The following is a 14,859-nucleotide window of genomic DNA, read 5'->3' on the forward strand; positions in this document are numbered from 1 at the left end:
CGCTCGCTTCGACTTCGCTCAGCGTTGAGTCCGAGCGGAGTCGAGGACTCAAACACTGGTTTTTTCCAACCTGACAAACCCCTATCTATCCCCCCAACCCCCCTTTCAAAGGGGGGCGAAGGGGGGATAGGGGGCTAAGGAGGGATGTGGTGAAGACTTCTTGAAACCTAGCTTATCAGAATTTAAAATGAGGTTTACTACCTTTTTTTTGGAAATTGAAACGTGACGAGAAGTAGCGATCGCATTTCCAAAATTTCAGCATCCGATTCGCTTTCGCAGTTGCCACAATAGCCACATTATAACACTACCACCAATACCAATTATTATACTAACAATAAAGGTATACTGAAAATAAAGGCAGGATCGAGCAAAATATTAAAAATTGTGAGTTCTCGTGTTTGCTATGAATCCGGGGTTTGAGTCGTCGCGACTGTTACCGCCAGCACACTGTCGGCTAAGCCGACATTTGCAATTCAAATTGTGACATTTAGCTTGCGATCGCTCTTGGTTTGTGCGATGTGGATAACACCTTCGGCAATAGATGGCTACTCTCGTTCTCTAGCACAGAGCGCTCCCTGATGTTGATGCCCCCTGCCGTTACCCTCTCCTTTCCCCGAGGCTGGTTAACTTCACGACGCCTCCCCTGTTAACTCTTCTGAAACTGCCGAATATCAGTGCTTAGAAACTCAGCCTTCACCAGTATTAGTATTAGCGTCGCCCTCGTCCTCACCCTTCCCGGCTGCACCTCCCTGGTTATCGACGAGTACGAAGCGACCGCCCTCACCACCTACACCTGGCGCGTCCCCTACGAAGAAACAACGAGCGACAAACTGCCGCGTTACGAAGAATTTGCCTCCAATTCCGTCCTCAACGTCAACGGAGAACGCCCCGAAGGAGCGGTGGGGAACGCCGACGAAAAAGGGCTGTGGTGGCCGAAACTCCCGCCTCGTCCGACTGTCGAAAACATTGAAGCGCGAGAAACGCCCCGAGAACGACCCGGAACTCCCGAACTGCTGAAGACAGTAGAATATTACATATCCTACGAACAGGGCGGACGCCAGGTGACACTCCCGACGGATTACGCCTCGTACCGACAAGCCGTCCGCGCCCGCGAGGCCGGAAAATCTCTCAAGCTCACCCTCGGAGTCAACGATCGCACGGTGGAAAAAGCCGAACCTCTCTAAGCCTATGGTTTCTCAGCTCCTCAACAACCGTTACCTCGCTCTCGAAACCCTCGGAACTGGGGGTTTCGGACAAACTTACCTCGCCGAAGACACCCACCTGCCCTCGCGACGCCGTTGTGTCATCAAACAACTGCAACAGGTCACGCAAACCCCCGATCGCTACGCCGACGTCTGCACCCGCTTCGAGCGCGAAGCTGCCGTTCTCGAAGAACTCGGAGAGGAACACCCACAAATTCCCCGTCTGTATGCCTACTTTTCCGAAGCCGGTCGTTTTTACTTAGTTCAAGAATGGATCGACGGCGATACCCTCTTGCAACAAGTCCAGCAACGGGGATTGTGGAACGAAGGCGCTGTGGTTCGGCTGTTAAGGCAAATTCTCCCGGTTCTCGACTTCATTCACAGTCGCCACATCGTCCACCGAGACGTCAAACCTGAAAATATCGTCGTGCGCCGCAAAGACGGACTTCCTGTCCTTATCGATTTCGGAGCAGTGAAGGAAGCCGTGAACGCGCCCGAGTTGCCCACAAAATCTTCTGTGGTTATCGGGACGCCCGGATTTATGTCGAGCGAGCAGGCCGCCGGACGTCCGACCTACGCCAGCGATCTCTACAGCTTGGCATTGACCGCCATTTACCTGCTGTCGGGAACGCTACCCCAGGACATTGCCGTCGATCGCCGCACGGGAGAACTGCGCTGGCGCGAGGTGGTGCCGAACCTGCGGGGAAATTTGGCGACGACCCTCGAGCGAGCCGTGCGCTTCCATCCGCGCGATCGCTTTTCAAGCGCCAGCGAAATGCTCGCCGCCCTGACGCCGGGAAACAACCTCTCGTCGATGAAAACGATCGCCGTCGCCCCGGCCGCCCCGTCGCAAGTCGTCACGCAAGTTCGATCGCCGGTGACGATCCCTCAAGTGACGCAACCGCCATCTCGCCAACACCTGCCCCGAACGATAAAACCCACTCAGGCGAAGCCAGGGTTCGGACGCCTTCCGGCCGTCGTCGCAGCGATCGTCGCGGCAGCGTTGGGCGGCCTGGCTATCGGTTGGGAAAGCATGGAAAACGACCGCGAGACCCCAAATACCCCCGTCCTCGACAAAACGCGCGATCGCCCCGACGCCCCCCAACCGGTCGCTCGACCGGCCGTCGATCCGACACCGAACACCGAACCCGACGAACCCGCCGTTCGCGACGTTTCGGCACCCCGAACCGACGAAACGTGGGAAGAGAAAAAGCAGATCCCGAACCCCGAACCCGAGGTGACGCCAGAACCGACCCCCTCCCCCGAGGTGACTCCAGCGCCAGAACCGACCTGGGAACCCCAGATGGAGGAGAACCCGGAAGAACTCACAGACGACCCCGCACCGACGCTGAAAACGCCCTCAGACGCGAAACCCGTACCGGTGGTCGAGTCGGAGTCTGCCATCGACGAGATCGAGGGTTCCGCGATGCCCGAGTCGAAATCTGCACCCGCTACCGTTCTCGACTGGGGAGACGATCCGGCAGAGGTGACGAGGTAGGGCTGAAATCATGATAAAACGCGTGTTTCCCCTGCTCGTCGCGATCGCGGGTCTCATCTTTTGTCTCGATTTCGCCGCGCGGATCGTCGGTGAAGTGTTTTGGTTTCAGGAAGTCGGCTATCTCCCGGTCTTCCAAACTCGACTGCAAACTCAGGTCGCCGTGTGGGTGCTGTCGGTGGGGGCGACCCTCTCGGTCGGTTGGGGAAACCTGCGTTTGGCGCAACGGTTGAAATATCTCGATCGCGTCCAGTTCCCCCGCCAAGCTAACGGAAGCGATCGCTCCAAAACGCCAGCCCTCGGCTTGGGGGGACTGCTGTTCGTGGGATGGGGACTGGGATTTTTGCTGTCGTTGATGTTGCTGTACTACAGCGACTTAGCCCTCGATCGCTGGCATCCCGATTGGAACCTCCCCAGTATCGCCGCGACGCTTCCCCAACGCTTTAACGCCATCGAATACCTGCGATCGCTGCAACCGATCGCCGAGTATCCCCTCGCTTGGGGCGTTTTGGCCGTGTTGCCCGTGGTAATTCTCCTGTCGCCCCGCCTCTGTTTGCGGATCTCCACGATCGCCTTGAGTCTCGGCTTCGGCGTCCTGTTACCGGCCCAGTGGGCTCGGATATTGCAAGCGTTTCGTCCGACGGAATTCGCCCAAACCGACCCGCTCTTCGGCCTCGATATTGCCTTTTACAGCTTTCGCCTCCCAGTCCTCGAACTCTTGGAATTTTGGAGTTTCGGCATCGTCGGCTACTGTTTCGTGGCCGTCACCCTTACCTATTTGCTCTCGGGGGATTCTCTCAGCGAAGGGCGCTTTCCGGGGTTTTCGCGACGCCAGCAACGCCACTTACAAGGACTCGGCGGCGTTACGGCGATGGTTTTGGCGTTGAGTTTCTGGCTGCAACGATACGAACTCCTGTACTCGGAAGACGGGGTGGTGTACGGTGCCAGTTATACGGACGTTAACGTCACGCTTCCGGCCTATACGGCGTTGGCGTTGTTGGCGGTGGCGATCGCCGTGTTGCTGCTGTGGCAAGCGCTGACGGGGGCCTCTCCCTTCGATCGCCGTTCCCGTCGCCGACCGACCTTGGAGGAAAAACTTGCCCCCCGACGGCCGCGAAAAACTCTGGTTCCGCCACTGTACGTTATTTTGGGCGGTTACGCGATCGCCGCCGGTGCGACGACCTGGCTGCTTCCGGCGTTGGTACAGCGTATCGTGGTGCAGCCCAACGAGTTGGCTCGGGAACGCCCGTTTATCGAACGCAGCATCGCCTACACGCGAGGGAGTTTCGATCTCGACAACATCGAAGTCGAAACCTTCAATCCCACGGGAACCTTAGACGAAGCGTCTTTGAAAGCCAACAGCCTCACCATTCGCAACATTCGCTTGTGGGACAGTCGCCCCCTGTTGGACACCAACCGCCAACTGCAACAAATTCGGCTGTATTACAAGTTTGCTAACGCCGATATCGATCGCTACACCATCCGACGCCGACCGACGCCGAACAATCCCCAGGCTAACGAAACGCGTCAGGTGATTTTGGCAGCGCGAGAGTTAGACTACAGTGCGGTTCCCGAACGCGCCCAAACTTGGGTCAACCAGCATTTGGTGTACACTCACGGCTACGGGTTTACGATGAGTCCGGTGAACACGGCCACGCAAAGCGGGTTGCCGGAGTATTTTGTCAAGGGTATCGCCACCGAACCCACCCCCGGACAAGACGACCCGATCGAGGTGACCGATCCGTTGGTTCGCGATAGTATCCCCATCGGTTCGCCCCGGTTGTATTACGGGGAACTGACGGATACTTACGTGATGACCTCGACGCGGATTCAGGAGTTGGACTATCCCAGCGGGGACGAGAACGTTTATAACACTTACGACGGACGCGGGGGAATTCGCATCGGGACGGGGTGGCGGCGTTGGCTGTACGCGGTCTATTTGCGCGATTGGCGCATGGTGTTGACGGAGAATTTTTTACCGGAGACGAAGTTGCTGTTTCGCCGCACGCTCGATCGCCGGGTTAAGTCGATCGCGCCGTTTCTGCGCTACGACGCCGATCCCTATCTGGTGACGGCGGATTTAGACCCGGACAACGACGATCCGAACAAGAACTATTTGTATTGGATTCTCGACGCGTACACGACGAGCGATCGCTATCCTTACGCCGATCCCGGAGACCATTCGTTTAACTATATTCGCAATTCGGTCAAGGTGGTCATCGACGCCTACAACGGCTCGGTACAGTTTTATGTGGTGGACGGCCGCGATCCGATTTTGCAAACCTATCAAAAACTGTTTCCGACGTTATTTCAACCCCTCTCGGTGATGCCTCGGACGCTGCTGCGCCACATTCGCTACCCTATCGATTTGTTCTCGGTGCAGTCGGAACGGTTGCTGATTTACCACATGACCGATCCCCAGGTGTTCTACAACCGAGAGGACCAATGGCAGGTTCCCACGGAAATCTACCGCAACGAGGAGAAGTCGGTGGAACCGTACTATTTGATTATGAAGCTGCCTCAGTCTACCTCGGAGGAGTTTATTTTGCTGCACCCGTTTACGCCGCGACGACGGGCGAATTCGATCGCGTGGCTGGCGGGGCGATCGGACGGGGAAAATTACGGCAAACTGTTGTTGTATCAGTTCCCGAAACAGGAGTTGGTTTACGGGCCGGGGCAAATTGAAGCCCGCATCAATCAAGATCCGGTGATTTCCCAGCAGCTTTCGTTGTGGAACCAGCAGGGATCGCGGGTCATTCAGGGGAATTTGTTGATGATTCCCATCGAGCGATCGCTGTTGTACGTCGAACCGCTGTATTTGGAAGCCGAACAGAATAGTTTACCGACGTTGGCGCGGGTGATCGTGGCTTATGAGAATCAGATCGCGATGGCACCGACGTTAGATCGGGCGTTGACGGCCATTTTCGAGCCGGAACAGTTACCCGCTCGGAGTATTATTCGGTCGATCGAGGGAATTTTGCCGGGTGCGGGCGATGGAGAGGAGGAAACGGAGGAATAGGTCGCGCGAGGGTTCGATACAATCGGAGAAACGACGACGGAGAAAGTTATGAGTCGCCAATCGAAACCGGGAACTACTGCTACGATCGCTCTGTACGTGGCGGGATTTGCCCTCGTCTTCGTGGCGATTATTTTGCTGTTGAAGGGAATCGGTTTGTTGGGGAATTTGCCGAATTCGATTTTGTGGGCGATCGGTTTGTTTGCAGCGGGTGCGGGGATTCTCGCCGGGATCGCCAACGTGACGAAACGCAGGCGGTAAGAGTTGGTCACGAATCCCTGGACAGGGTGGAATCGGCTTTAGGATTCCTGTTTCTCGGGATTTTCGATGAGGTTTTGAAAACGCAGGTCGTTGCGAAGTTCGTTGAAGTCGGTGTTAGTTTGTACTAGCTGGCGAGACTCATCGGGATTGAGTTGAAACGCACGTTTTAAGCTGTCGAGAGCGAGTTCGATCTGGTTTTGCAACAGGTAGATATGGGATTTGTAGTACCAGCTTCGGAAGTTGTTGGGAGTGATTTCGAGGGCTCGCTTGAAACTGTTGAAGGCTTCTTCGTAACGTTTGAGGTTAAATAACGCAATCCCTCGATTGTACCAGCCGAGATCTTCGTTGGGATTGATAGATACAGCGCGATCGTAACTGGCCAGGGCTTCTTCGTGGCGACCGAGATTAAATAGAGCGTTACCTCGATAATCCCAAGCTGCATATCGGTTTGGCTCGATTTCGAGCGATCGATCTAAACTCGTAACGGCTTCTTCGTAACGTTTGAGGTTAAATAACGCAATACCCCGATTTTTCCAAGCTTTATGTTTGTTGGGCATCAGTTCTAGAGCGCGATCGTAGCTGGTAATGGCTTCTTCGTAATATTTTAACGCCAAGAAAGCGTTGCCTCGGTTGTTCCAAGCTTGATGGTGGTTTTCATCAACTTTTAGGGTGCGATCGAAACTGGCGAGCGCTTCTTCGTGGCGACCGAGTTTGTCCAGAGCAATGCCTCGGTTGTTCAAGAGGTCGGGAAGGTTAGGATTGAGAACGAGCGCTCGTTCGTAATAGGCGATCGCTTCTTCTAAAAAACCTGTTTGAATGCAATGGTCTCCGAGAACAGTCAAAGTCTGTAAATTGTTAAAGTCAGGTTTCATTTTTTTATTTAAGTTTTTAGCATTTCAAGCCATCGAAAGTCAATATCTTAAAAGATAGGATTTATAATTTAAAGTATAAAAATATCATATTAAGGACACCTCAATTAATTCAAATTTATTGAGAAACAGGCTCTACTATCGAGAATTGACAAGGAGATTTCGGGTCTTCGGATTTTGAGGTGATAAGCGAATTTTATACCCGGTCAAAACCATCCCCCCAACCCCCCTTCGCAAGGGGGGCTAAGGGGGGATGCGCCTCGGTTCGATTTCGTATTATTAATAACAAATTACACCGTAATTTCAGGAGACCCGAGATTTCAAGGATTTCAGCCATTGGAGTTTGAGCCAGAATCAATTTTTCGAGGTTCCCTTCAGTCAGGATATATTCGTCGTCGTATTGAAACATCGTCGTCTCGCTCCACTCTACTTCGATTTTACGCGAACAAAAGACTGACTCCAGCCACAGCTGCGATCGCCCCTAAAACTGCTCGAATGCCAATTTTTTCTCCCGTCCAGGCGGCGATCGGTAGGACGAACAGGGGACTCGTGGCACTCAAGGTCTGAGAAATGCCCGCCGGGGCAAATTTTAACGAGGTTTGTTGCAACCAGATCGCTAAATACGTCCCGATAAAGGCAGCGACGATTAAAATTCCCCAAATTCGCCCCGATCGCACGGGTTTCCACTCGACACGCCGCTCTGCGGGCAGCCACAACATCCACAGGGGTAACACGACTACCCCCGCGACTAACCGTACTAATGCCGCACTGAGGGGACTCGTCGTCGTTTCGGCTAAGGCGGCTCGGGAGAGAATCGCACCTCCGGCGTGGGACAAGGCCGCGATCGCTCCCCAGACGACCCCCTCGGAGATGTTTTGGGCTTCTGTGGAAGTTTCTCCGACGCGATCGCCCACGACCCATGTGACGCCAAATAAAATTAAACCTATACCACATATATCTAGTATTGTCAATAGTTCGCCGAGAAAGATCGCTGCAAGCAAGGCGGTTAGGGATGGGGCAAGGGTTTGCACGAGCAGGGTGCGCCGAGGTCCCAAACGATTTAATGTTTGGAAAAAAGCAGTATCGCCCCAGCTAATCCCGATAATTCCACTGAGGGCTAAGAATAAAAGTGAAAACGTGGGAATTTCGGGAACTAGCATCCCTCGCAGCCCTAACGTCATCAAAATCATCGCAATGGCGAGCGTTCCTTTAATGACAGTCAGTTGGAACGGGGAAATTCGCTGTCCGAGGCGACTGTACAGGACGGACGAGATCGTCCAAAATGCCGCCGCTAAAAGGGCCGCCAGTTCGCCTCGGAAGGTCGTAAGGAAGTTCGACACGATCGCTCTCGGTAACGTTACATCACGTAATGTAACGAAACTGGAGCTGCTAGGGTTTGCGGAATTCGATGTTCCCGTCGGGGGCGATGATGTAATGCGTCTCTTGACGGGAGAAGGGGAACGGCGGCGGCGAAATCCGTCCGGGGTTGCGATATCCACCGCCCCCTCCGCCGTAACCGTTTCCGTAACCGTAGCCGTTTCCGCCGTAACCCCGTCCGATGCGTTGGTTGGGGTGGGCTTGGGGGGAATCGGCGTGTTTGAGTCCCTCGAAGGCGTCGTCTAAGTCGGATTTCGTCACGCCGTCGCCGAGAGACTGGCTGAGGGGAAGGTTCTCCAGTGGGGACGGGGTTTCGGGTTCGGCGGTGGCGGAGAGGGGAACCAAGGGAATGGTGAGGGAGGCGAGAACGGCGGCGACGCGGGCGAAGGGTACGGCGGGACGCGGACGCAGGAGAAATTGACCGTCTACGACGTCGAGTTTGAGGGTGTCGCTGAGGTGGCGGCGTTCGAGGGCGTTTTCGACGGCTTTTTTCGATCGCGCGATTTGCAGGGTTTGATGTCGCCGGGAGGTGTTCTCTCGGTGGAGGCGGTAGAAGTAGAGGGGTTGGGGAAGGTGGTAGATTTCGGTGATTTCGGAGAGGCGCAAGCAGAGGTCGTAGTCTTCGGCGTACTCGAAGGCGGGGTCGATGCCTCCGGCGCGATCGAAGGTGTCTCGACGCAGTAGCCGAAAATGGAAGGTGACGAAATCTGTCAGGAGGCGATCGCGGGAGTAGGGAATGCGGCAGCGATCGCCTTTTTGCAGGATGTTTCCAGCTTCGTCGATGTCGAGATAGTCGGTGTACACCATCCCGATGTGGGGGTGGGTCTCGAGGACGGCGGCGGTTTGTTCGAGGGCGGTGGTGGCGAGGAGATCGTCGCGATCGACCCAAGCTAGGTATTGTCCGCGAGTTGCTTCGATCGCGGCTTTCAGGGCTTTTCCGCGTCCTTGGTGTGAGGCGGCGACGACGCGAATTCGGCTATCGGTGACGGCGAATTCTCGGGCGACGGCTACGGAGTCGTCGGTGGAACCGTCGTCCCAAATGAGTAACTCGAAGTCTTTGTAGGTTTGGGCTAAAACGCTTTCGATCGCTGGTTTGAGATAGTGGGATTGGTTATAGCTATTGATGACAATTGAGATGTTTGGTGTCATGGTTTTAATGAGATGGGTTGGGTGGTATGTTAATGAATATTATTGGGCGTATGGTAACACAAGTCTCGGGGAAGGATTGAGGCAGAAAATCACCACAGAGACACGGAGAACACGGAGGGATTTGAGGGTGTTTGTTTAATTTTTGTTAAAAATACTTGACGTGTTTTGCTTTTGATATTAGCTCGAGCGTGCGATCGATGTAGTTGGAGGAATTCGGCGCGATCGCCCCTTGAAAATTGACAGTTTTGAGAAATTTGGCGTGAGTTTGGTCGTGTCCAGTTTTTGTCACGATGGGAAGCTCGAATTCGAGGGCTTTTTGAATTCCTAATATTGGAGAGTTTGGGAAGTTGTCGAGGTAGATGTTGGCTTGGGAGTAGAGAGAATTTAAGGTATCCACGTTTATGGAATTGAGAAGGAGAACGCGGGAGCGATCGAGTTGGTGATGTTGCAAGGTTTCGGAGATGCGATCGCGCGGGTTTATTTGCAAAAGGTTACGGTGTTCGAGGTTGCAGAGGGCTAATACGAGGAGAGTGTCGGGTGTGCGATCGAGAATTGTTGCCCAAATTTCTCGCCATTCAGCCGTCAATCCATCTGGGTAAACGTAGGATAGTAAAATTTGGGTTTCGTCTGAAAGTCCTAATCTCGATTTTAAGTCGAAATCGGGGTTGACCTTCTCGCGAGTTGCAGGTACACTATAAGTATACTGAGAAAGATGCTGCTCTATAAACTCTTTTGTAGCATTCGTTACCAAATCTGGAGAACGCCGCCACATCTCCAACTCTGGAATTTCTTCTAAGACCTCTTGATATCTCGCCAAGTGATGAACCGACAGCAACGTTAAAGGTGTGGTTGTCGCGGTAATCTCACCACAGACGAACAGCATATCTAAATCGTCGTTGCGAAGGGTTCGAACTTGTCCTCGCAAATTTAGTGGAAGGGAAATCCAGGGAATCGAATCCTCTTCAGAACCCGCATCGAAACTGTAAACGCGAATTTCGAGAGGTTGAGTCGTCGGAAGTCTTTTGAAAACGTTCCAGCTTTCCTCGGCGTTATCGACAAATCCTAAATTTTTCTCGGTTGTCGAAACTTCTAATTCAGACAACTCTTCTCTACAAACACGAGAATCGCGTTGACTCTCGACAAACCCCGGATTTTCCAAGGTTTCCGATTCAGACGACTCTTCTCGAGAGACATCAGATTGAGGTGGATTCTCTAAATCCAAGGTTTCCGATTCAGACGACTCTTCTCGAGAGACATCTTGTTTGAATTGACTCTCGACAAACCCCAGATTTTCCAAGGTTTCCGATTCAAACGACTCTTCTCGAGAGACATCTTGTTTGAATTGACTCTCGACAAACCCCAGATTTTCCAAGGTTTCCGATTCAAACGACTCTTCTCGAGAGACATCAGGTTGGGAGGGATTCTCTAAAAACCTCAAATTTTCCCCGGTTGTCGAAACTCCCGCTTGAGACAACTCTCCTTTCGAGACATCTTGTTTGAATTGACTCTCGAAAAGCTGGGGATTTTCCGAAACTCCCGATTCAGACGATTCTCCTCGAGAGACATCAGGTTGAGGTGGATTCTCTAAAAACCTCAAATTTTCCCCAGTTGTCGAAACTCCCGATTGAGACGATTCTCCTCGAGAGACATCAGGTTGGGAGGGATTCTCTAAAAACCCCAGCTTTTCCAAGTTTGTCGAAACTCCCGACTGAGAAAACTCTCCTTTCGAGACATCAGATTGAGGTGGATTCTCTAAAAACCTCGGATTTTCCGAAACTCCCGATTCAGACGACTCTTCTCGAGAGACATTAGGTTGGGAGGGATTCTCTAAAAACCTCAAATTTTCCCCAGTTGTCGAAACTCCCGACTGAGACAACTCTCCTTTCGAGACATCTTGTTTGAATTGACTCTCGAAAAGCTGGGGATTTTCCAAGGTTTCCGATTGAGACGATTCTCCTCGAGAGACATCAGGTTGGGAGGGATTCTCTAAAAACCCCAGATTTTCCAAGTTTGTCGAAACTCCCGACTGAGACAACTCTCCTTTCGAGACATCAGGTTGAGGTGGATTCTCTAAAAACCCCAGATTTTCCCCGGTTTCCGATTGAGATGACTCTCCTTTCGAGACATCAGATTGAGGTGGATTCTCTAAAAACCTCGGATTTTCCAAGGTTTCCGATTGAGACGATTCTCCTCGAGAGACATCTTGTTTGAATTGACTCTCGACAAACCCCAGATTTTCCGAAACTCCCGATTCAGACGATTCTCCTCGAGAGACATCAGGTTGGGAGGGATTCTCTAAAAACCCCAGATTTTCCCCGGTTGTCGAAACCTCCGATTCAGACAACTCTCCTCGAGAGACATCAGGTTGAGGTGGATTCTCTAAAAAATCCCGATTTTCCGCAACTATCCCTATTCCTGGTTGAGACGACTCTCCTCGAGAAACATCTCGTTTGAATTGACTCTCGACAAACCCTGGAATTTCCGACACTCTCCATTGAGAAACATCTCCTCGAGAGACGCGAGAGTCGCGTTGAGTCTCGACAAACCCTGGAATTTCCGACACTCTCCATTGAGAAACATCTCCTCGAGAGACGCGGAATTCAGGTTGACTCTCTAAAAACCCCGAATTTTCCGAAACCTCTTCGCAACAGACATCAGATTTCGCCTTCACCCACCGCGACGCCACCAGATGGAGAATCTCCCAAGACGACGGTTTCCGAGACATTCCCCATAACACCCCAATTTTTCCCGACGGCGTTGGCGAAAACTCCCAATCCAAATCATGCTGATGCGTCGAAAGTGCAAATTTCAGCAGTCGCCACCGTTTCGCCAACAATTCTGAAAAATCCACATCTATATAATAGAGAGGCGCAAAACAGACATTGAGAGAAAACCCCATCGCCGCCTCTCGCCACACCGCAGATTCCGGATTTTCCATCACCGCCTCCAACAGCGTCTCCGTCAACCGCCACAACCGTCGAAAATACGCTTTTCCTTCCCCCAACTCTCGCCATTGGGGAAGTTGCGACGTGGCGAGTGTCACGTAATCCCCCACCAACCACGACGGAATCTCAACCAGCGACATCTCAAACCGTCGCCATCGCATTTCCAGCAAACCCCTCGCCGCCGCATTCACCGTTTCGGGAAACTCCCCGACTTCCAAAACTGTCGCTTCCCGAAACACCGCCTCTCGCAATCCCCGAGAATACAACCGCCGCAACGCCGACGCCGCCACCTGGGGAATCAAGCGACACAGCCAACCTTCCCAATTCGCCAATTCCCCAAACGCCAAACTCCGACATACCGCTTCCAACCGCAACCGAGGCGAAAATCGGGAACTTTCTACCACCTTCTTCAACAACGCATCCTCGTCAAACCCTCCCTCGACAGCGTGGCGAAACGTCTGTTGGCGGGGATGAAGCCGAAAATAGGATAGTGGCGTGTCTAAAAATCCCACTTTAAACCGCGTCAGAATCCGCCACCACATCTCCACATCCACCAGTTGACGCAATTCCACATCGAAATTTCCCACGGTTTCAACGGCGGATTTGCGAATTAACACCGCCGTCGGTTCTCCGATTTTATTGATTGGCGATTCCAAGAGTTGCCAATCGTCGAGAAGTCGGCTTCCCTCCTGTATCGATTCTAATTTCGTCCATCCGCGATGAACGTCGCGACAAATCTGATACACTTCCATCAATTCGGGAATTTCTTCGGCGTCGTCAGACAGCAGTAAAATTCGGGGGGCAAATACCAAACCGATATCTCCGTCAGACTCCGCCAATTCCACCATTGCCTCGATACAGCGGGGAGATAACACATCGTCTTGAAACAGAAACTTGATATATTTCCCCGTCACCATCTCCAGACAGAAGTTCCAATTTCGCACCATTCCCAGACGGGAGTTGCGAAACAGACGCAGTGGCGTTTCCAATTTGTCTCGAAACGACTCGATAAGTTCTACTGTCTCGTCAGTCGAACCGTCGTCGGCGACGATGATTTCTAAATTCGGGTATGTCTGTTTCTCGACACTCGCCAACGCTTCTTCTAAAAAACGGCTTCCGTTGTAGGTGGGAATGCAGACGCTTACCAACGGCTGAGACGAAATCGGCGTTTTTGACAATCCCAAATCTTCCCGAAGTCGCTGTTGAAACTGTCGTAACTGCTGGCGTAGGGAATCGACGCGAAGCTTTTCCCGTAACGTCGCCGACTCTTTTTCTACAAGAACTCGCAACCAGCGAGATTCGTATAGACTGCGATGTTTCTGACAGATGTAGGAAAACAGCTTTTCTCGATTTTCGGGAATATTACACGCATTCACCATCGAGTCGGAACGCATCCGGTACTCGAACAGTACCTCAGAAACCTTGTAAAATTGCCAATCTTTCTCCGCTACACTCAGCCAAAACTCCCAATCTTCATAACCGAGGTTTTCGGGAATTTCAGTATCGTAGCCTCCCACTTCTCGCCATACCTGTTTTCGGAACACCGCACAGGCGTCGATATAGTTTCCCTGAAGCAACCGTTCCAAATCGAACGGGGGAACGTGATGGATGTGGTTTCGCGTTCCAAAAAGCAAAACGTCGCCATAGACGACGCCGACGCTGGGAATGCGATCGAGAATTTCGATTCCTTTTTCGATATACTCGTGACGAATGCGATTGTCAGCATCGAGGGGTAAAATATATCGTCCCCTGGCGTCTTCAATTCCCCGATTTCTCGCCGCCGCCAATCCTCGATTGGGTTGGTTGAGAATTCGATAGCCTCGCTGTCGCAGGTTTTCCAAAACCGCCAAGGTTAAGGAATCTGTCGAACCGTCGTTGACGATGAGGATTTCATAGATGGGTTCGGGATAGGTTTCGACGCTGCGAATGGCGTCTTCGAGATATTCGCCGTCGTTATAGCAAGGGATGACAACCGAAAGAATGGGAGTTGCGGAAACTTGGGAATTTTCGAGGGTTGAAAATAACGGCGTCTGTAAGGTTTCTCCGAATTGGGGAATTTCTGGATGCGAAATCGTAGGTTGGGTTTCGTTTCTCAACCCAACGCTAAACCCTTGTGGCTGTTGGGTTTCACGGCGTTTACCCCAATCTACCTCATCCCTTGCGGAAACTCGAGAACGTTCGAGGGATGGAAATAAAGGTTTCTGCGAAGTGTCTCTCATTTGGAGAATCTGCGAAACCTCCTCTGACTGCTGTTGGGTTTTATGGGATTCACCCCAACCTATCTCGGTAACTTTCAAATTTTGGAGGGGTTCCTCAGATAAGTCTATAGAGTTGAATAAAAAATCAACTCTATCAAGATCCGTCGCAGTACTCCGCCTATACCGCGAAGCGGTTAGGGGGTGGTGAAGCGGCGGTGAGTTGAGGTGCGTCCCCTGAACAATGCGATAGCGAGAGAAGGGGATAGCGCCGAAACGAGCCATCAAATATAATTGATAAGGTGGTAACACGCTGAAAACATACGGATAGCTCATCCAGTAGGCAGCCC

The 14,859-nt window shown here is 52.5% G+C and carries 8 protein-coding genes; 4 read left to right on the forward strand and 4 right to left on the reverse strand.

Going from position 1 to position 14,859, the window contains the following annotated elements; genetic code table 11:
• Nucleotides 1-674: 674 nt before the first annotated feature.
• From GEI7105_RS0113265 to GEI7105_RS0113280, 4 genes are read left to right on the forward strand one after another with little or no spacing between them, the layout of a single operon-like run.
• Complete coding sequence (locus GEI7105_RS0113265) at nt 675-1,184, forward strand: hypothetical protein (protein ID WP_017660942.1); 510 nt, start codon at nt 675-677, stop codon at nt 1,182-1,184.
• A 4-nt stretch (nt 1,185-1,188) separates the two neighbouring features.
• A complete protein-coding gene (locus GEI7105_RS30395) occupies nt 1,189-2,700 on the forward strand; it encodes a serine/threonine-protein kinase (RefSeq protein WP_017660943.1) in 1,512 nt (503 codons plus the stop codon).
• A 10-nt stretch (nt 2,701-2,710) separates the two neighbouring features.
• On the forward strand, nt 2,711-5,716 hold the full coding sequence (locus GEI7105_RS30400; RefSeq protein WP_017660944.1) for a UPF0182 family protein: 3,006 nt from the start codon (nt 2,711-2,713) through the stop codon (nt 5,714-5,716).
• Nucleotides 5,717-5,764: 48 nt separating this feature from the next.
• Nucleotides 5,765-5,974, forward strand: a complete 210-nt coding sequence (locus tag GEI7105_RS0113280; protein WP_017660945.1) for a hypothetical protein — start codon at nt 5,765-5,767, stop codon at nt 5,972-5,974.
• Nucleotides 5,975-6,012: 38 nt separating this feature from the next.
• Here GEI7105_RS0113280 and GEI7105_RS30405 read toward each other — a convergent pair whose 3' ends face one another.
• The 4 genes from GEI7105_RS30405 to GEI7105_RS33465 form a co-directional block, all read right to left on the reverse strand.
• Nucleotides 6,013-6,846, reverse strand: coding sequence for a tetratricopeptide repeat protein (locus tag GEI7105_RS30405; RefSeq protein ID WP_017660946.1), 834 nt, complete (start codon nt 6,844-6,846; stop codon nt 6,013-6,015).
• Between the two features lie 434 nt (nt 6,847-7,280).
• A complete protein-coding gene (locus GEI7105_RS0113295) occupies nt 7,281-8,183 on the reverse strand; it encodes an EamA family transporter (protein WP_017660948.1) in 903 nt (300 codons plus the stop codon).
• A gap of 49 nt (nt 8,184-8,232) precedes the next feature.
• The gene (locus GEI7105_RS30410) at nt 8,233-9,369 is read right to left on the reverse strand and encodes a glycosyltransferase (protein WP_017660949.1); all 1,137 of its coding nucleotides are present in this window, start codon (nt 9,367-9,369) and stop codon (nt 8,233-8,235) included.
• A 145-nt stretch (nt 9,370-9,514) separates the two neighbouring features.
• Nucleotides 9,515-14,410 (reverse strand): glycosyltransferase, encoded by a 4,896-nt coding sequence (locus GEI7105_RS33465; protein ID WP_017660950.1) that lies wholly within the window; start codon nt 14,408-14,410, stop codon nt 9,515-9,517.
• Nucleotides 14,411-14,859 lie beyond the last annotated feature (449 nt).

The sequence above is a fragment of the Baaleninema simplex PCC 7105 genome, from assembly GCF_000332355.1.
Classification (GTDB): Bacteria; Cyanobacteriota; Cyanobacteriia; order Cyanobacteriales; family Geitlerinemataceae; genus Baaleninema; species Baaleninema simplex.

Bases quoted from the DNA above. Each gene is read 5' to 3' on its own strand.
- GEI7105_RS30395 (WP_017660943.1), top strand. From the start codon at position 1,189: ATGGTTTCTCAGCTCCTCAACAACCGTTACCTCGCTCTCGAAACCCTC.
- GEI7105_RS30400 (WP_017660944.1), top strand. From the start codon at position 2,711: ATGATAAAACGCGTGTTTCCCCTGCTCGTCGCGATCGCGGGTCTCATC.
- GEI7105_RS0113280 (WP_017660945.1), top strand. From the start codon at position 5,765: ATGAGTCGCCAATCGAAACCGGGAACTACTGCTACGATCGCTCTGTAC.
- GEI7105_RS30405 (WP_017660946.1), bottom strand. From the start codon at position 6,846: ATGAAACCTGACTTTAACAATTTACAGACTTTGACTGTTCTCGGAGAC.
- GEI7105_RS30410 (WP_017660949.1), bottom strand. From the start codon at position 9,369: ATGACACCAAACATCTCAATTGTCATCAATAGCTATAACCAATCCCAC.